Origin of the sequence: Nocardioides sp. (genome assembly GCF_050699375.1) — a bacterium.
GTDB lineage: Bacteria > Actinomycetota > Actinomycetes > Propionibacteriales > Nocardioidaceae > Nocardioides.
The window spans coordinates 1-17,032 of sequence record NZ_JBOHDN010000096.1 but is presented as its reverse complement, the minus strand read 5'-3'; the positions used below and the strand labels follow the sequence as shown (position 1 = coordinate 17,032).

General features: G+C 68.7%; 17 protein-coding genes. 11 read left to right on the top strand and 6 right to left on the bottom strand.

The genetic code is table 11. The features are described from left to right. Positions 1-133: 133 nt before the first annotated feature. Positions 134-1,153 (bottom strand): MerR family transcriptional regulator, encoded by a 1,020-nt coding sequence (locus tag ACRDPS_RS06830; RefSeq protein ID WP_431500873.1) that lies wholly within the window; start codon positions 1,151-1,153, stop codon positions 134-136. A gap of 115 nt (positions 1,154-1,268) precedes the next feature. Here ACRDPS_RS06830 and ACRDPS_RS06825 point away from each other — a divergent pair, with 115 nt between their 5' ends. After that, entirely contained in the window at positions 1,269-2,777 is a 1,509-nt protein-coding gene (locus tag ACRDPS_RS06825; protein ID WP_431500872.1) for a spermidine synthase, read from the top strand. A 461-nt stretch (positions 2,778-3,238) separates the two neighbouring features. Next, a complete protein-coding gene (locus ACRDPS_RS06820; protein ID WP_431500871.1) occupies positions 3,239-4,015 on the top strand; it encodes a GntR family transcriptional regulator in 777 nt (258 codons plus the stop codon). A gap of 558 nt (positions 4,016-4,573) precedes the next feature. Here the strand turns inward: ACRDPS_RS06820 and ACRDPS_RS06815 are convergent. After that, the gene (locus ACRDPS_RS06815) at positions 4,574-5,935 is read right to left on the bottom strand and encodes a vWA domain-containing protein (RefSeq protein WP_431500870.1); all 1,362 of its coding nucleotides are present in this window, start codon (positions 5,933-5,935) and stop codon (positions 4,574-4,576) included. Beyond that, positions 5,932-6,810: an AAA family ATPase gene (locus ACRDPS_RS06810; protein ID WP_431500869.1), complete on the bottom strand. Its 879-nt coding sequence runs from the start codon at positions 6,808-6,810 to the stop codon at positions 5,932-5,934. Before ACRDPS_RS06810 ends, ACRDPS_RS06815 begins: the two co-directional genes overlap by 4 nt. A 145-nt stretch (positions 6,811-6,955) precedes the next feature. Here ACRDPS_RS06810 and ACRDPS_RS06805 point away from each other — a divergent pair, with 145 nt between their 5' ends. Then, positions 6,956-7,249, top strand: coding sequence for a hypothetical protein (locus ACRDPS_RS06805; RefSeq protein WP_431500868.1), 294 nt, complete (start codon positions 6,956-6,958; stop codon positions 7,247-7,249). Between the two features lie 6 nt (positions 7,250-7,255). On the opposite strand, the gene ACRDPS_RS06800 is transcribed toward ACRDPS_RS06805, so the two are convergent. Beyond that, the gene (locus ACRDPS_RS06800; protein ID WP_431500867.1) at positions 7,256-7,960 is read right to left on the bottom strand and encodes a winged helix-turn-helix transcriptional regulator; all 705 of its coding nucleotides are present in this window, start codon (positions 7,958-7,960) and stop codon (positions 7,256-7,258) included. Positions 7,961-8,054: 94 nt separating this feature from the next. Then, positions 8,055-8,756 (bottom strand): winged helix-turn-helix transcriptional regulator, encoded by a 702-nt coding sequence (locus ACRDPS_RS06795; RefSeq protein WP_431500866.1) that lies wholly within the window; start codon positions 8,754-8,756, stop codon positions 8,055-8,057. Positions 8,757-8,911: 155 nt separating this feature from the next. Here ACRDPS_RS06795 and ACRDPS_RS06790 point away from each other — a divergent pair, with 155 nt between their 5' ends. The 6 genes from ACRDPS_RS06790 to ACRDPS_RS06765 all read left to right on the top strand — a co-directional run bounded on the left by ACRDPS_RS06790 (position 8,912) and on the right by ACRDPS_RS06765 (position 14,410). After that, the gene (locus ACRDPS_RS06790; protein ID WP_431500865.1) at positions 8,912-9,553 is read left to right on the top strand and encodes a PadR family transcriptional regulator; all 642 of its coding nucleotides are present in this window, start codon (positions 8,912-8,914) and stop codon (positions 9,551-9,553) included. Between the two features lie 147 nt (positions 9,554-9,700). Continuing rightward, positions 9,701-10,714, top strand: coding sequence for an ATP-binding cassette domain-containing protein (locus tag ACRDPS_RS06785; RefSeq protein WP_431500864.1), 1,014 nt, complete (start codon positions 9,701-9,703; stop codon positions 10,712-10,714). Beyond that, positions 10,711-11,493 carry an ABC transporter permease gene (locus ACRDPS_RS06780; RefSeq protein WP_431500863.1) on the top strand — a complete coding sequence of 261 codons (783 nt, stop codon included), beginning with the start codon at positions 10,711-10,713 and terminating at the stop codon, positions 11,491-11,493. The genes ACRDPS_RS06785 and ACRDPS_RS06780 overlap by 4 nt, the downstream gene beginning before the upstream one ends. Positions 11,494-11,709: 216 nt before the next feature. Beyond that, positions 11,710-12,432, top strand: coding sequence for a response regulator transcription factor (locus tag ACRDPS_RS06775; RefSeq protein WP_431500862.1), 723 nt, complete (start codon positions 11,710-11,712; stop codon positions 12,430-12,432). Beyond that, positions 12,429-13,850 (top strand): ATP-binding protein, encoded by a 1,422-nt coding sequence (locus tag ACRDPS_RS06770; RefSeq protein ID WP_431500861.1) that lies wholly within the window; start codon positions 12,429-12,431, stop codon positions 13,848-13,850. Before ACRDPS_RS06775 ends, ACRDPS_RS06770 begins: the two co-directional genes overlap by 4 nt. Next, on the top strand, positions 13,847-14,410 hold the full coding sequence (locus ACRDPS_RS06765) for a hypothetical protein (RefSeq protein WP_431500860.1): 564 nt from the start codon (positions 13,847-13,849) through the stop codon (positions 14,408-14,410). Before ACRDPS_RS06770 ends, ACRDPS_RS06765 begins: the two co-directional genes overlap by 4 nt. Before the next feature lie 129 nt (positions 14,411-14,539). Here the strand turns inward: ACRDPS_RS06765 and soxR are convergent, their stop codons facing one another. Next, a complete protein-coding gene (gene soxR / locus ACRDPS_RS06760; RefSeq protein ID WP_431500859.1) occupies positions 14,540-15,013 on the bottom strand; it encodes a redox-sensitive transcriptional activator SoxR in 474 nt (157 codons plus the stop codon). 85 nt (positions 15,014-15,098) lie between these two features. Here soxR and ACRDPS_RS06755 point away from each other — a divergent pair, with 85 nt between their 5' ends. Continuing rightward, positions 15,099-15,821 (top strand): SDR family NAD(P)-dependent oxidoreductase, encoded by a 723-nt coding sequence (locus tag ACRDPS_RS06755; RefSeq protein ID WP_431500858.1) that lies wholly within the window; start codon positions 15,099-15,101, stop codon positions 15,819-15,821. Then, positions 15,818-16,879, top strand: a complete 1,062-nt coding sequence (locus ACRDPS_RS06750) for an S-adenosylmethionine:tRNA ribosyltransferase-isomerase (protein ID WP_431500857.1) — start codon at positions 15,818-15,820, stop codon at positions 16,877-16,879. The genes ACRDPS_RS06755 and ACRDPS_RS06750 overlap by 4 nt, the downstream gene beginning before the upstream one ends. Positions 16,880-17,032 lie beyond the last annotated feature (153 nt).

Here is a 17,032-nt window from a genome sequence, read left to right as displayed (position 1 = left end):
CTCGACGCGAATCTCGGTCAGGACGAGCCGACTCGACGCGAATCTCGGTCAGGACGAGCCGGCTCGACGCGAATCTCGGTCAGGACGAGCCGACTCGACGTACGTCGGCACGGTTTGGGCTGGGTCGGTCAGGTTAGGTCAGGTCGGCGACCACGATGGTGTGGTTGTCCGGCTCCCCGGCCGCGACGACACCGGCGGCGACCGCGTCCGCGACCTCCTGAGGGCCGGCCTCCGCGATGATCAGGTCGGCGAGGCCGTCAAGGTAGGAGTGCACCCCGTCGGTGCTGAGCACCAGTCGGTCACCGGGCAACAGCTCGACGGAGGTCTCGTCCGCGACGACACCGGGGACGAGTGCGCGGTTGAGCACGTTCCGGTGCTCGTGCGATCGCGCCTCGTCGGCGGTCAGCTGCCCCGCCTCGACCATGGCGGCCACCACCGTGTGGTCGTGGGTGACCTGGCGTACCTCTCCGTCGCGCACCAGGAAGAGCCTGGCGTCGCCGATGTGGGTGATCCGCGCGGTCGAGCCGTGCAGGTCGACGGCGGTCAGCGTGGTGCCGCCCTTGGTCACGTCGCGGGCGACCTCGGCGATGGCGTTGGCCAGGCCCCCGGCGGCGTACGCCGTCAAGGCTGCTCCACCGAGGTCGTCGCGGCCGCCGAAACCGTCGGCGACGGCGATCAGCTCAGGGGTGACCAGGACGGCGTCCTGCTGAGCGGCACGGCCGCCCTTCTCGTGGCTGACCCCGAACTCGGCGTGCAGGGTCTCGGTTGACGTAGTCATCTGTTGTGCCTCTCTCCTCAATCCGTGGACGAGGGTGGAGACCATGGTGCGACGTGTGGCTGTGTCGGCCTCGACCTGGCGCCAGTAGGTCTCGACCTCGACCGCCGCAAGAGCAGCGGGCATGTCGACGACCTCCCGGATCCGGGCCAGCGGCATCCCGACCAGGCGCAGGGTCGCGACCAGACGGGCGCGTTCGACCTGGTCAGCGGCGTAGCGGCGGTAGCCCGAGAAGGCGTCCACCTCGGCAGGTGCCAGCAGTCCCAGGTCGTCGTAGAGCCGCAACGCCTTCGGCGTCAGCCCGGTCGCCCGGGCGAAGTCGCCGATGTTCACGAGCCCCTCCAGGCCGCTCGTGCGCGCTCGCTGACGCTCGCTCATGGTCACCATCCTCCCCGGTGAAGGTCACCGGTGAAAGCAGATTGGTTGCCAAGAATGAACTCTGCCCTTGGGGCAAGCTCAACCCCGGTTTGCGCGTCCGGATAGGTTCACCTCCATGAACCTGCGTGCGCGCGCACTTGAGCTTCTCGTCTTCACCGTCGGTGCCGGCACCTTGGGATCGGAGATGGCCGCGGCTCGGCTGCTCGCTCCGTGGTTCGGCGACTCGACGATCGTGTGGGCCAACACGATCGCGACGGTGCTGGTGGCGCTCGCGATCGGCTACGCGGTCGGCGGCAGGATCGCCGACCGGAACCCACACCCCTCCGGCCTCGCCAAGATCGTGCTCGTCGCCGCTCTGCTGCTGGCCGCGGTGCCGTTCATCGCCGAACCGTTCCTCCCGCTCGCGGTCAGGGCGGTCGACCAGCTCAGCATCGCGACCTTCGCCGGCTCGCTGGTCGGGGTCGGCGTCCTGCTCGCGATCCCGCTCTTCCTGCTCGGCATCGTCAGCCCGTACGCCGTCCGGCTGACCGTCGAAGCCGTCGAGGATGCCGGCCATGCGGCCGGGCGCCTCTATGCGATCTCGACGATCGGCTCCCTGGTCGGCACCTTCGCGGCCTCGCTGCTGCTCATCCCGGTCGTCGGGACGCGGCGTACGTTCCTGATCTTCGCTCTCCTCATGGCGGTCTGCGCGATTCCGCATCTGGTCAAGCGCCGGCTGCCGGCCGCTGTCGTGCCGGCGGTGATCCTCGCCCTGATCGCGCTGCCGACCGGGTCGATCAAGACGCTGACCAGCAACGGCGGCGAGGTGATCTGGGAGAAGGAGACGGAATACCAGTACGCCCGCGTGGTGGAGTACGACGACGGCAGCCGCTACCTCGAGCTCAACGAGGGCCACGCCGTGCACTCGGTCTACAACGAGGGTGAGTGGCTCACCGGCGCCTACTGGGACGAGATGCTCTCGCTGTCGTACGCCGGCGCGGAGGCCCCGAAGTCGGTGGCGATCCTGGGCTCGGCCGCCGGGACGACCGCGCGCCAGTTCGGCCACTTCGCCCCCGAGACCCGGGTGGACGCCGTCGAGATCGACGAGGACGTCACCGAGGTCGGCCAGAAGCTCTTCGACCTCGAGGACCAGCCGAACCTCCACCTCCACACCGCCGATGCCCGCCCGTGGCTGCAGAAGCAGACCCGGAAGTACGACGCGATCATGGTCGACGCCTACCACCAGCCCTACATCCCGTTCTACCTGACCACGAAGGAGTTCTTCGCGCTCGCGAAGGACCACCTCAACCCGGGCGGGGTGCTGGTCGTCAACTCAGCCCACCCGGAGGGCTCGACAGCGCTCGAGAAGGTCCTCACGGCAACCCTGCGTACCTCGTTCGGTGAGGCGGTGTGGCGGTCGGACTCCGGCCCCACCAACACCCACCTGATCGCGACCGTCGACCCGCAGGCCGACCCGGTCGCCAGCCTGACCGCCACCGCCGAGTCGCAGCCCGCCGACCTGGCCGGCGCTCTCACCGACTCCGCCGCCCGGCTCGAGCCTGGCATCCGGGGTGGGACGGTCTACACCGATGATGTCGCGCCGGTCGAGTGGCTCACCGACCTGAGTCTGCTCGAGGTTGCCTGACCCGCTCGGGCGCTTCACCTCACCAATAGGCGTCTTGCGCAAACACCCCACGCAGACCTGGTCGGGCGCGACCTTGCTCAGCCTGCGCGGCGGTAGCACGTGCCACGTGCCGAGTCGCCGACCACACATGGTCGACACGTACCCGCTGGTCTTCTTGCCCGAGCGAAGGTGCCAGAAGGCGCCTCGGTCGGTCCGGTAGACCAGCGGATCCTTGGCCAGGACCGGCGGCCTCTCGCTGGACCCCATGCTGAGTCTTGCGTCTACGAACACGAATTCCCCCCAAGGAATGTCGATGGCTCTCGTCGTTGAGTGCCTCGAGACGCCGGTCTCCAGCGGGGGCCAGGTACCCAACGCCCCGAGGCTTCTTCGACCCTAAGTCCACTCATTGCAACGGGTCAAGGCGGAAAGGGTGGGGCTATGCGGCTATTCGGGATCTGTACGCCTCAGTAACGTGTTCTCCTATGAGCAACCCCCGTCCGCGCGGCCTGCCGAAATACCTCCACGTGGCCGACTATCTGCGGGCCCAGATCGACGACGGCACCTATCTGCCCGGCGAGCGTCTACCGACCGAGCCCGAGCTGATGGACACCTTCCCCTACGACCGCGCCACGATCCGGCGAGGCCTGGCGGTGCTGCGCAACGAAGGCCTGATCACCAGCGAGCAGGGCCGTGGTGTCTTCGTACGCGACGCCACCAAGACCCGCTACGACCTGATGAGCATGCTGATCACCGATCCGAGCCACCCGGCGAAGCCGGACGCGGCCTACCACCAGCCGCCACGCGGCCCCGACGACGGCATCTCGGTCGAGCACTCCTACGAGGTCATCGCGGCCGGCGAGAAGCTCGGCGAGGCCTTCGACCTCGACCCGCGCAGCGAGCTGCTCAGCACCACCTTCACGTTCTTCATCAGCGGCGACACGGCCGAATACCGCACCACGGCCCACATCCCCTATCCGCTGGTCGTCGACACCCCGCTGGCCACCCCGACCGAAGACTGGCCGCAGCCGCCGATCAAGGATCTGCTGGCCACGGTCGGCGTGAAGGTCACCACGGTCGCGATGGACATCGAGTCACGGATGCCGACTCCGCAGGAGTCCTTCGACCTGCAGATCCCCGACGGCACCCCGGTCCTCTCCGACCGGCGCCGGTTCCTGGCCGACGACCGGGTCGTGTGCGTCACCGACTCCGTCGGGGTCGCCGACCGGATCGTCTACGGGCTGGATCTCAAGTTGCAGTGAGCTCCAGCGCGGACACGTGGTCATTCTGCCGCGGTTCAGGTGGAAGTTCTGTCGCACGCAGCGTGGTCGTTCCGCCGCAACACGAGGTCGTGGACGAATTCGGAGAGCCGGGAGGTTACGGCACTCCCGCATCTCGATGTTCGACGCGTAGCGGTTAGCGTCGGATCCCTCCCTCGGAAGGTTGGCCTGCGCGAAGTATGCCGCAGCCTTACGCAGCACCTCGTCCTCCTACGTCCAAGAGCCGGATCGCTTCTTGGCCTCACCCACGTCGACATCAGCACCCGCCGTCCCTGGGCGACTGTTCTCCCAGGCAACGGCAGCATCGCAGGCTTCCTCGTCTTGGGCTGGCCACCGCTTCAGACATGAGTCCGAACCACCGAAGTTCCTGGCCACCTGCGCGATCTTGGCATCGAGCTCCTTGAAGATCCGGCTCGCGCCCTGGGAACTCTTTGGGACTCACCTTGGGCACGATGTATACCGTGCCGGCGGCAACCCGCGCCAAGTAAACGAGCCTCCACGAAACCCGGGGCGATTCAGATGCTCAGCCTCGCCCCGCGACTACGCGAGGTCGTGGACGAACTCGGAGAGCTGGGTGAGGTTGCGGCACTCGACCATGTCGACGATCGACCCGTAGCGGGTCGCCTCGGAGTCTCCGGTGTCCCACTGCGTACGGACCTCGGGGTTGAGCCAGTGGGAGTGCCTGCTCGCCTCGGCCATCGCGCGCAACGAGTCGACGGCGAGGTCGGAGTAGTTGGAGCGCGCGTCGCCGAGGATGAGCAGCGACGACTTCGGGCCGAGGGCGTCGGCATGCCGCTCCTGGAAGAGGGAGAAGGCCCGGCCGTAGTTTGTGCGCCCCATCCGGGCCGCGTGCTCGGTGGCCTTGGTCAGCTCGGTCATGGTGTCGACCAGGTCGGCGCCGGGCTTGAAGTAGGACGTGACCTCGTGGATCTCGTCGACGAACGTGAACGCTCGCACCTTGCCGAACTGCTCGCGCAGCGCGAAGACCAGCATCAACGTGAACGTCGCGAAGTTGGACACCGAGCCCGACACGTCGCACAGGATCACGAGCTCGGTTCGGTGCGGCCGCTTGGGACGGAACCTCAGGTCGACCGGGACGCCGCCGGTGGACATCGAGGACCGCAGCGTACGTCGCAGGTCCACCGCTCCGCGCCGGCGAGCGTGATGCTCCTGGGTGAGCCGGGTGGCCAGCCTCCTTGCCAAGGGATAGATCTCGCGCCGGAGCGCCTCCAGGTCGGCCCGCCGCGCATGGAGGAAGTCGAGCTTCTCGATGGTGGGGCGTACGGCGATCTTGGCGATCTGCTCGGGGCCCTTCTCCTCCGCGATCCGGCGGCGGGCGTCGGCCTCGACGAGGCCTGCGAAGCGGTCGACCCGTCGGCTGCTGACCTTCGCGGCCTCCTCGTTGGTCCAACCGCCCTGCTGGAGTCCTTCGATCAGCCGGTCGGTGAGCTCTCCGGTGGAGAGCCGGCGCAACGCGGTGTAGGACGACCAGGAGCTCAGGCCGGGACCGCGGCCGGGCATCGCGCCGAAGCGCGCCACCGCCTCCGCGGCGAGCTGGCGGAGCATCTCTACGTCGTCGGCCTCCAGCGCCTCGGCCAACCGGTCGGTGAACTCGGCCAATGCCTCGGGCCCGTCCTTCGCCACCCCGGCGGCCTCGGCGTCTGCGTCCATACCCGAGCCGACCATCCGCGGGAAGTAGAGCTCGAAGAGCCCGTCGAAGGTGGCCCGCTGGTTGGCGCGCTTGACCAGCGTCGCGGCGTACACCTCCTTGACCTGCTGCCGGTCGTTCCACCCGATCAGGCCCATGGCGGTGACCGCGTCGAGGCCCTCCGAGAGCGACACCGGCAACCCGGCTCCCCGAAGCGCCTCGAGGAACTCGATGTGCCGGTCGAGAAGGGTCACCTCTTCAACCGCAGCTCTCGGACCGCTCGGTCGACGTCGGAGGAGTGCTTGAGCACCACCCCGAGCGTGGAGGCGACGGCCTGATCGGAAAGGTCGGTGATCTCCAGCGCGATCAGGGTGCGCGCCCAGTCGACCGACTCGGCGATCGAGGGCGACTTCTTGAGCTCCAGCTCGCGCAGCCGGCCGACGACCGAGACGAGCTGACGCGCCACCTTGTCGTCGAGCCCGGGCACCTGGGAGAGCACGATCTCGCGCTCCCGGTCGGTGTCGGGGTAGTCGAGATGGAGGTAGAGACAGCGTCGCTTGAGCGCCTCGGAGAGCTCGCGCGTGGCGTTGGAGGTGAGCACGACGAGCGGGCGACGGGTCGAGGCCATCGTGCCGAGCTCGGGGATCGTCACCTGGAAGTCGGAGAGCACCTCGAGCAGCAGCCCTTCGACCTCGACGTCGGTCTTGTCGACCTCGTCGATGAGCAGCACCGTCGGCTCATCGCGCCGGATCGCTGTCAGCAGGGGCCTGGTGAGCAGGAACTCCTCGGAGAAGATGTCGTCGTGGGTCTCCTCCCACGCCTGGCCGTCGGTGGCGGCCTGGATCCGGAGCAGCTGCTTCTTGTAGTTCCACTCATACAGCGCCCGGGCCTCGTCCAGACCCTCGTAGCACTGCAGTCTGACCAGGTCCGCCCCGGTCGCGCGGGTGATCGCCTTGGCCAGCTCGGTCTTGCCCACCCCGGCCGGCCCCTCGACGAGCACCGGCTTCTCCAGGGCGCCCGCGAGGTAGGTCGTCAACGCGGTCGAGCTGTCCGCGAGATAGCCGACTTCTCCCATGCGCGTGACGGCCTCGTCGGGCGAGGAGAACCAGGAAGACGTACGCGAAGGCATGACGTGACACTAGCGACTCCGCTCCTCGTGTGCGGGTGGGACCTTGGTCGTACCACCGACCGGACCGTTACCGTCCGGCCGATCCGTCGTTGAACGATGCGTGCACTCGGACACGCCGCGACCTCTGACGCTAGCCGTCGTCGCCATGAAGGTCTGCGCCCTCACCGCGCTCGCGGCCTTCTGCCTTGTCGCCATCACCAAGCCGTCCGAGCCCCGGTCGCTGGCCAAGAAGGAGCAGCCCGAGCTCGCCGCGATGCTCGAGGAACATCACTGCGTCGCGCCCCCGACGATCGCGCCCTGGCGCCGCGAGAGCGCGATCGTCCGCTCTCCGCTCGGCGAGCTGAAGCACGTCACGCTCGACGTGGGCCGCCTGATCGAGCAGGGCAAGGCCCGCGGCGACCTGATCGCCTTCTGCGCTGATCCGGTCTCGCCTCGCTAGCGCAGCTCAACCCACAGCGGCCATCGCGTCGGAGAAGACCAGGAGTACGCGGTCAAGGGCCGCTCGGTCACCCTCGAACTCGAGGGCGCCCTGCACCACGGCTTCGTCCAAGGAGTGCCCGAGGAGTGCGACACCCGCCCAGGCGGTCGAGTCGCCGGTGACCCTCACATCGGCACCGGGGAGGTCGCCGACGTCGAGATCGAAGACGTACTCGTTCCAGTCCAGCCGGAACTGCTGCTGCTCCACCTCGGGGCAGCGGGCGTCACTCAACTTCCAGGAGGCCCTGATCGGCCTCTGGGTGGTCACGCTCTGCGGCGGGACCATCGTACGCATCGCCACCATCACGCCGCTGGGCGTCATCCCGGTCGACGGAACCGGATAGCGGGCCGATCCCTCCAGGGCCCACAGGGAGAGGGCGCTGAGGATCTTCTCCAGGTCCCGGCCCCAGTCGGTGAGGGCGTACGCCGTCGTCTTGGTGATATAGCCGAGCTCGGTCTCGACCACGACCCCCGCGTGCTCGAGGAACTGCAACCGGTCGTTGAGCTCCTCGGGTTCGATGCCGACCAGGGACGACCTGAGGTCGGGAGCCCGGCGCGGTCCGAACATCAGCTCACGCACGATGAGCAGGCTCCACCGGTCGCCGACCAGGTCGAGTGCGTGCGCGGCGGCGCATGCGTCTCCCAGATCCCCGTAGGACAGGTTCAGGGTCACGTGGTTCCTCTCCGAGTCACTGGATCCCGTCGAGTCCAGTGAAGCACGTCATCCTCGGCGTCGCAGCACGTCCGGGCCACAGGCCCGATACAGGTCAGCTGGCTGCGGCGAGCGTGTCCTGGAAGAGGCGGAGCACTCGGTCCAGCGCCGCCTGGTCACCCTCGACCTTCAAGCCCCCCTGGGCCACCGCGGCATCCACGGGGAGTCCCATGAACACGACGCCGGTCCAGACGGTGGAGTCGCCGGTCACGGTGACGTCCGCGTCGGGGAGCTCTCCTTCGGCGAGGTCGAAGACGTTGGCCTTCCAGTCGAGCCGGAACCGCTGCGGGTCCGCGTCGGGGCGGCGGGAGTCGCTCAGCTCCCACGCGACGGTGATCGGCTCCGGGGTGGTAGCGCTTCGGGGCGGCACCATCGTGCGCATCGCCACCATCACGCCGCTGGGCGTCATCCCCGCGGTCGTGATCGGGAAGCGCGACGAGCCGTGGGCCCAACGCCCCAGGGCGCCGAGGATCGTCTCCAGCTCACGGCCCCAGTCGGTCAGGGCGTACGCCTTCGTCTTGGTGATGTAACCGAGCTCGGTCTCGACGACGACGCCCGCGTCCTGGAGGAACTGCAGCCTCTCGTCGAGCACCTGAGTGCTGACGCCGATGACCGACGACTCCAGGTCGACCGTCGTCCGCGGCCCGAACATGAGCTCACGCACGACGATCAGGCTCCACCTGTCGCCGATCAGATCCAGTGCGTGCGCTGCCGCGCAGGCGTCTCCCAGGTCCCCGTAGGTCAGGTTCAGGGTCACGTCGTTCCTCTCCGAGTCATTCGGTCCCGTCGAGGCTAGTGACCCGGGACCTCACCCCATCAGAGCCAGAGGTCCCGAGACTGTCGACGAGATGGAGGCGTACGCAGCGGCGACCCGCTCCATGGCACGCCGGTGCCGGTTCTACAATCCGAGGCATGGCCGGAGACACGACGCGAATGCTGCTGCTGGGGGCGGTGGCGCTGTTCGAGCCGGTCAACGGTTATCAGATCCGGCGCGAGCTGATGTCGTGGCAGGTCGACCGGTGGGCCAACATCAACCCGGGATCGATCTACCACGCGCTGACGTCGCTCACCGAGAAGGGCCATCTGACCAGGCACGATCTGGTCGACAACGGGCGCCCGGTGGCCGTCTACGAGATCAGCGCCACGGGGCGGTCCGAGCTCGAGCGCCTGATCACCACCTCGCTGCGGGCGGTCGACATCTACAACGGCGTCTCCTTCTACGCCGCGTTCTCGCTGATGCCGCTGCTGGATCGGCCGGCCGCGATCTCGCACCTCAGCGTTCGGCTGCAGGCTCTGGAGCGCACCGACAAGGAGTACGACGCCGCGATCGGCGCCAAGTCCCTGGCCGCTCCGCCGCACACCATCTCCGGGCTGCACCTGCAGCTCGACAAGCTGCGCACCGAGCGCGCCTGGCTGGTCGAGGTGCTGGATGACGTACGCAGCGGCAAGCTCGCCTTCGCCGGCGACGCGCCCGACTGGACTCCTGCGGCCGACGACCCGGGGTGGCAGATGGACGCCGACCGGAAGCGCTATCGGGAGATGCTGCGCCGCTGAGCCGGCCGACCCTGGCGGCAGAATTGGATTGACAAATCTGGGTTCAAAATTGAACACTCGCGATATTCAAGTTTGAATATCCAGAAAACCCGGTGACCGCTGTCGGTGGTCCGTGCTTGTCTGGACTCCACTCATAAGGAGCAACGCATGATCCACGCACGCGGCCTGAGGCACACCTTCGCCTCCGGCCATGGCAAGCAGAAGAAAGAAGTCGTCGCGGTCGATGGAGTCGACCTCGACGTCGAAGAGGGCGAGGTGGTCGGCTTCCTGGGCCCGAACGGCGCCGGCAAGACCACCACCCTTCGCATCCTCACCACCCTCCTCCAGCCCACGTCCGGCACCGCCACGGTGGCCGGGTTCGACGTGGCCAAGCAGTCGGTCGAGGTCAGGCGCAGCATCGGCTACTGCTCCCAGGTCGGATCGACCTTCTCGGGGGCCTATGCCGGCGACGAGGTCGTCGACCACGGCATGCTCTACGGGATGTCCAAGAAGGACGCCGTCGCCCACGGGCAGGCGCTCTTCGAGCGGCTTCAGCTCGAGGGGCTCTGGCGCCGCAAGCCGCGCAACATGTCCGGCGGACAGAAGCGCCGCCTCGACATCGCGATGGCCCTGATCCATGCCCCCAAGCTGGTCTTCCTCGACGAGCCCACCACTGGGCTCGACCCGCAGGCGCGGGCCAACCTGTGGGACCACATCGCCTCGCTGCGTACGGATCACGGGGCGACCGTCTTCCTGACCACCCACTACCTCGACGAGGCCGACACCCTCGCCGACCGGGTGGTGGTCATCGACCAGGGCAGCATCGTCGCCAACGACACCCCGGAGAACCTCAAGGCCGCCGTCGCCGGCGACCTGGTCTCCCTCGAGGTGGCCACCGACGAGCAGGTCGCGATCGCGCGGGACAAGCTCGGCTCGATCTCCGAGAACATCGAGGTCGACGACCGACTGGTCAGCGGCCGGGTGCCGCGCGCCGGCAAGGCCGTCCCCGGACTGCTGCGCGACCTGGAGTCCAACGGCGTCTCGCTGGAGTCGATCGAGGTCGCTCGCCCCACCCTGGACGACGTCTTCCTGACGTTGACAGGACGTACGCTGCGCGACGCCGAGGCGGGCGCGTCCGAGGGCGATTCCGCCCCTGAGCAGGAGAAGGAGTCGTTGTCATGACGGAGTTCCAGCAGCCCGTCCTCAAGTCCGGCTTCTTCCGGGAGTCGATGGTCGTCTTCAACCGGCAGCTGCGGATGAACCTCCGCAACCCGGCCTGGGTGCTGATCGGCGTGATGCAGCCGATCCTCTACCTGGTCCTCTTCGGTCCGCTGCTCGAGCCGCTGATCGAGCAGCTCGGCGGCAACGCCTACAACTGGTTCGTGCCCGGCATGCTCGTCCAGCTCGGCATCTTCGGAGCGATGTTCGCCGGCTTCTCGCTCATCGGCGAGTGGCGCGAGGGCGTCATCGAGGCCGAGCGGGTCACCCCGGCGTCCCGCGGAGCACTGCTCTTCGGGCGGCTCTACCGCGACCTGCTGCAGATCCTGGTGCAGGCGATCATCCTGGTGGGCCTCGGCCTCGTCATGGGGATGGACTTCAAGCCTGTCGGGATCCTCGTCGGGATCGCGATCACCGTGATGATCGGTGGCGCGGGCGCCGCCGCGTCCAACGCGTTCGCGCTGCTCGTCAAGAGCGAGGACGTGATGGCGCCGGTGACCAACATGCTGCTGATGCCCATCCTGCTGCTCTCGGGCATCTTCTTGCCGATGAGCTTCGGCTCCCAGTGGCTCGAGACGCTGGCAGACGTGATCCCGACCAAGCACATCGTCGACGCGGTGCGGTCATCGTTCTTCGGTGACCTCGGGATCGCCGACATCGGCTGGGGCGTCGGCTGGACCATGGTCCTGTTCGTGCTCGCGGTCTGGTGGGGCATCTCGACGTTCCGCAAGGAGAACGCTTAGAGATCTCGCGGGTGGAGGCTGCCGTTGCGAGCGTCGTCCCAGTGCGTGCCCGGCAAGGCGGAGGAGGGAGGCGGCCCGGTGTTGGCCGTCGACCGACGACAACGCGGCCGGGCGCGTGCGGGGGGCGACGCGCAGGCGGCATCTGCCCGCGAGATCTCTAGGAAACACCTGGGTCGTTCTCAGTAGTGACTCAGCGAGGGGTGGCAGGGTAGGAGCGTGAACACCCCTGCCACCCCTGGCGACAAGCCCAGCGAGACGCCGCACGTCCTGGTCGTCGACGACGACAAGGCCGTGCGTGAGTCGCTGCGCCGGTCGCTGGAGTTCAACGGCTACCGGGTCGCCCTGGCCGGCGACGGCGCCGAGGCGCTCGCCGGCATCGCCAACCACGACCCCGACGTCGTCGTGATGGACGTGATGATGCCCCGGCTCGACGGCATCGAGGCCACCAAGGCGCTGCGGGCGGCCGGCAACGACGTACCGATCCTCGTGCTCACCGCCCGCGACGCCGTCGGCGACCGGGTCGACGGGCTGGACGCCGGGGCCGACGACTATCTGACCAAGCCGTTCGCGCTCGAGGAGCTGCTGGCCCGGCTGCGTGCGCTGCTGCGCCGCGCGGTCCCGGTCGGCGAGGAGGACGAGGAGACGCTGACCTTCGCCGACCTCTCCATGAACACCACCACCCGCGAGGTGACCCGTGGCCAACGCGCCATCGAGCTCACCCGCACCGAGTTCACGCTCCTGGAGATGTTCCTGCGCCGGCCCCGCCGCGTACTCGATCGGTCCTTCATCCTCGAAGAGGTCTGGGGCTACGACTTCCCCACGACCGCCAACTCGCTCGAGGTCTACGTCGGCTACCTGCGGCGCAAGACCGAAGCGGAGGATGAGCCGCGACTGCTCCACACCGTGCGTGGCATCGGCTATGTGCTGAAGGAGACGTGAGCAGCGCCGTGACCACGACGGCCACCGGCTCGCGCTACCGCGGCTCCCTGGCGGGCCGGGTCACCTTGCTGACCACTCTCGCGGTCGCCGGCTCGATCGCGGTTATCGCGATCGGGCTCTACTTCGTCGTACGCATCCAGCTGCAGGCCAACATGGACGAGTCGCTGCTCAAACGGGCCACCTCCGCCGCGGCCAACACCGCGTCCATCCAGGACGCACGAACGGGCGCGGCCTTCCCGACCTGGGTACTCAACGCCGGCGACATCCAAGTCGCCGAGGTCGACGACTCGCACAACTACTGGTCGCCTACGCTCGGCACGTTCCCGCGGCCAGGCGTTCCGGAGGAGGCAGTGGCCAAGCGCGAGGCCAAGCAATCGGTTCGGACGGTCTCCACCAAGACCGGCGTCTTCCGGGTGGTGACCGTGCCGATCCCCGACAGCAACTCCGCGTTGATGTTGGCGCAGTCGCTGGAGCCGCAACAGGAGATGTACACGCGACTCGGTTTCGTCGTGCTGTTCTTCGGCGCCGCCGGTGTCGTCGCCGCGGCGTTGGCCGGGTGGGTCGTGGCGGCCGGCGGACTGCGTCCGGTGCGACGGCTGACCGCCTCCGTCGACCGGATCGCGACCACCGAGGACCTGACCCCGCTCCCGGTCGAGGGCGATGACGAGATCGCGCGCCTGGCCACCTCGTTCAACCGGATGCTGTCCACGGTCTCCGCCTCCCGGGACCGCCAGCGACAGCTGGTGGCCGATGCCTCGCACGAGCTGCGTACGCCACTGACCTCGCTCCGCACCAACGTCGAGCTCCTCACCCAGGCCGACGCCTCCATCTCGGGCGAGCAGCGCGCCGAGCTGCTCGGGGACATCCGCGCCCAGATCGAGGAGCTCACCAACTTGATCGGCGACCTGGTCGAGCTGGCCCGAGACGAGCCCGCCGAGCCGACGCTGGAGACGGTCGACCTCTCCGAGGTGGCCGCCAGGGCGCTCTCCCGCGTACGTCTTCGCGCGCCGTCAGTGACCTTCACCGAGACGATGACGCCGTGGTGGGTCATGGGCGAGGGCGGCTCGCTCGAGCGTGCGGTCACCAACCTGCTCGACAATGCCGCCAAGTGGTCACCGGAAGCGGGGACGGTGCATGTGACCCTTCACGATGGCGTGCTCAATGTCGACGACGAGGGACCGGGCATCGCCGAGGGCGATCTTCCCTATGTGTTCGACCGGTTCTACCGATCCACCGAGGCCCGCTCGATGCCCGGGTCCGGGCTCGGGCTCGCTATCGTCCGGCAGGTCGCCGAACGCACCGGCGGGTCCGTCTCGGCCTCCCGTTCACCGCACGGCGGAGCCCGGATGTCCCTGCGACTGCCCGGCTCGGCCTCGCCCCGCCCCACCGAACCGCCCCTGGAAGTGCTGGAGAGATGAAGAACTGGATCGCCTCGGGCTCCGCTCCCGCCTACGCCGTCCTGCCTGCCCTCGCCGCCCTCGGCCTTCTCGCCGGTTGCGGGGCCGACGAGCCCGCCAAGCCGTCTGCCTCAGCGTCCGCGCCGGCTTCGGACCACGGGTCGGAGCCGGTGTTCAACCCGTGCGACGGACTCGAGATCGCGCCCGTGGAGAAGGCGCTCGGGGCGGAGCTTCGCGTCGAGCGGGGCACGTCGGCGGCACCCCGCTGCGCGCTGCTCCCCAAGGAGTCGGGTGGGACTGCGTACGAGCTCAACTACCTCCCCTTCAAAGGCACCCTCGCGGAAGCGTGGAAGACCATGGACGTGAAGTCCGGCGAGGTCAGCCAGCCCAAGGTCACCGGCGCCGATGACGCCCGGCTGGTCAAGCAGCAGGGCGTCAACTCCTACGCGATCACGGGCTTCGTACAGAACGGCGGCCTGATCCAGAGCTTCAACTCCGTCGACCTGGAGCCGTACGACGGCGACGCCATCGACCGTGCCGCCACCGCTCTCCTCGAGCAGCTCAGCACCAACGCCCCCTGACCACCCGCCTCTGCCGAGAAGTCACCCGCGCAGGCCGAGAAGTCACTTCTGCAGGCCGAGTTGGCACTGCGGTGACTTCTCGACCTGCAGAACTGACGCTTCGGCCTGCAGAAGTGACGTCTCGGCGGGTCAGGATCGCCGGCGGGGAGGCTCGCGGCGCAGGACCTTGGGGAGGTACGCGGCGCCGGCGCTCTGGGCGGCAGCGGCGTCGTTGGGGTTGGAGATGCCACAGCGCTGCAGGGAGAGGCAGCCGCAGCCGATGCAGGAGTCGAGGTTGTCGCGGAGACGCTCGAGGGCGTGGATCTGCTCCTCGAGACGGTGGCGCCAGTGCTTGGACATGCGTGCCCAGTCGGCCTTCGTCGGGGTGCGGTCCCCCGGCAGGCAGTCGAGCTCGGCCTTGATCTCGTCCAGGGACAGCCCGACGTTGGCGGCCGCCCTGATGAAGGCGAGGCGCCGCAGCACGCTGCGCTCGAACGTACGCTGTCCCCCGGTCGATCGCTCGGCCCGGATCAGGCCCTGGGTCTCGTAGTAGCGCACCGCCGAGGCCGCATACCCGCTGCGCCGGGTCACCTCCCCCATCGTGAGCAGGTCGTGGGTGTTCATGTCGGTCTCCTCGAAATCCCTCGTCGAAAACTTTCTCGCGCGAACCCTTGATCTCAAGTTCACTTTAGGTTGAATCCTAGACGGCATGAACAGATCACACAACGAAGTAGCCGTCATCACGGGCGGGTCCGCCGGACTGGGGCTCGCCCTCACCGAGGAGCTCGTCGACCGCGGTTGGAGCGTCGTCACGGATGCGCGTGACGCCGACCGACTGCACGCAGCCCTGCCGAACAGCCCCCGGGTCACGAGCCTGGCCGGCGACGTACGCGATCGGGATCATCAGGACGCGATCGCGGCAGCCGTCGCCAGGCACGGACGTCTCGACCTGCTCGTGCACAACGCCAGCGACCTCGGCCCGATGCTTCCCCTGGCCGAGGCCACCGCCAACCATCTCTCGACCGTGCTCGAGACCAACCTGATCGGCCCGCTCACGCTGACCCAGCGACTCCTCCCCTACCTGATCGCCTCCCGCGGCACCCTCGTCGGGATCTCCAGCGACGCGGCGGTCGAGCACTACCCGACCTGGGGAACGTACGCAGCGAGCAAGGCCGCGCTCGACCATCTGATCCTCACGCTCGGTGAGGAGAACGGCATCAGCGCGTACGCCGTCGACCCCGGCGACATGCGCACCGCTATGCACCAGGCCGCCTTCCCAGGTGAGGACATCTCCGACCGGCCGCTACCGGAATCGGTCGTTCCGCACCTGCTCGGGCTGCTCGCCGCCGGTCCGGCCTCCGGGCGCTATCAGGCCGCCGACTTCTCGCTGGAAGCCGATGCCTCGAGCCTCTCGAATGGAGCAACCCGATGACGATGCTCGCCGAACACCCCACCACCACCTTCCCTGCCCCCGACGACACGACCGCACCCGCTCCCGCTGAGTGGCGCGGCCGCGGACGCGACGAGGTTCGGCTCCTTGTGGCAGCCCGCGGCGGCGTACGCCATGCCCGGTTCCACGACCTGGCCGACCACCTCTCCCCGGGCGACCTGGTGGTCGTCAACGACTCCGCCACCGAGGCGCGCCAGCTCGACGCCGACCTCCTCGGCCGGGGCCCGGTCGTCCTCCACCTCGCCCAGCGGCTCGGCACCGGCTGGGCGGTCGAGCTCCGCTCCGCACCGGACGCCGCACGCGCAGTGCTCGACGCCGCAGAGGGCGACGTGGTCGTCGCCGGCGGCCTACGGATCACGCTCCTCCAGCCGTACCCCGAGGGTCGTGGCTCCTCCCCCACCGGCGAGGGCAACCGGCTCTGGCGCGCCGAGGTCACCGGCGACGTGGCTGTCGAGCTCGCGCGGACCGGCCGGCCGATCGCGTACGGCTATCTCGACCAGCGCTACCCGCTCTCCGCCTACCAGACGGTCTTCGGGCATCGGCCAGGAAGCGCCGAGATGCCGTCGGCGGCGCGTCCGTTCACTCACTCGCTGGTCACCGACCTCGTCTCCCGCGGCATTCAGATCGCGCCGATCACCCTGCACACCGGCGTCTCCTCCCAGGAGGCCGGCGAGGCCCCGGGCGCGGAGTGGTTCGAGGTCTCCGAGACCACGGCGAGGCTGGTGGAGCAGACCAGGTACGCCGGGGGCCGCGTCGTCGCGGCCGGCACCACCGTCACCCGGGCTCTCGAGTCTGCGGTCATTCCGGCGACGGGTGTCGTTCGCGCGGCGAGCGGGTGGACGGACCGGGTCGTGACACCCGCCAACCCGCCGTACGTGGTCAACGGGCTCATCACCGGCTGGCACGATCCCCAGGCGAGCCACCTGCTGCTCGTCGAGGCCGTCGCCGGACCCGAGCTCACCCAGGCGGCCTACGACGCCGCCGTCGCCGGGGGCTACCTGTGGCACGAGTTCGGCGACTCCGCCCTCCTGCTCCCCTGACCACTAGTCGAGAGGTCACTTCTGCAGGCCGAGAAGTCACTTGTGTGCCAACTCGGCCTGCACAAGTGACCTCTCGGCCTGCGAAGGTGACCTCTCGGCCAGCGAAGGTGACTTCTCGGCGGGTCAGAGGTCGCCTTCGACGTACGTCACCGG

Coding starts and splice junctions, on each gene's coding strand:
- ACRDPS_RS06805 (WP_431500868.1), top strand. CDS start 6,956: ATGAAGGTCTGCGCCCTCACCGCGCTCGCGGCCTTCTGCCTTGTCGCC.
- ACRDPS_RS06785 (WP_431500864.1), top strand. CDS start 9,701: ATGATCCACGCACGCGGCCTGAGGCACACCTTCGCCTCCGGCCATGGC.
- ACRDPS_RS06780 (WP_431500863.1), top strand. CDS start 10,711: ATGACGGAGTTCCAGCAGCCCGTCCTCAAGTCCGGCTTCTTCCGGGAG.
- ACRDPS_RS06750 (WP_431500857.1), top strand. CDS start 15,818: ATGACGATGCTCGCCGAACACCCCACCACCACCTTCCCTGCCCCCGAC.
- ACRDPS_RS06810 (WP_431500869.1), bottom strand. CDS start 6,810: ATGCCTTCGCGTACGTCTTCCTGGTTCTCCTCGCCCGACGAGGCCGTC.
- ACRDPS_RS06765 (WP_431500860.1), top strand. CDS start 13,847: ATGAAGAACTGGATCGCCTCGGGCTCCGCTCCCGCCTACGCCGTCCTG.
- ACRDPS_RS06825 (WP_431500872.1), top strand. CDS start 1,269: ATGAACCTGCGTGCGCGCGCACTTGAGCTTCTCGTCTTCACCGTCGGT.
- ACRDPS_RS06755 (WP_431500858.1), top strand. CDS start 15,099: ATGAACAGATCACACAACGAAGTAGCCGTCATCACGGGCGGGTCCGCC.
- soxR (WP_431500859.1), bottom strand. CDS start 15,013: ATGAACACCCACGACCTGCTCACGATGGGGGAGGTGACCCGGCGCAGC.
- ACRDPS_RS06820 (WP_431500871.1), top strand. CDS start 3,239: ATGAGCAACCCCCGTCCGCGCGGCCTGCCGAAATACCTCCACGTGGCC.
- ACRDPS_RS06790 (WP_431500865.1), top strand. CDS start 8,912: ATGGCCGGAGACACGACGCGAATGCTGCTGCTGGGGGCGGTGGCGCTG.
- ACRDPS_RS06830 (WP_431500873.1), bottom strand. CDS start 1,153: ATGAGCGAGCGTCAGCGAGCGCGCACGAGCGGCCTGGAGGGGCTCGTG.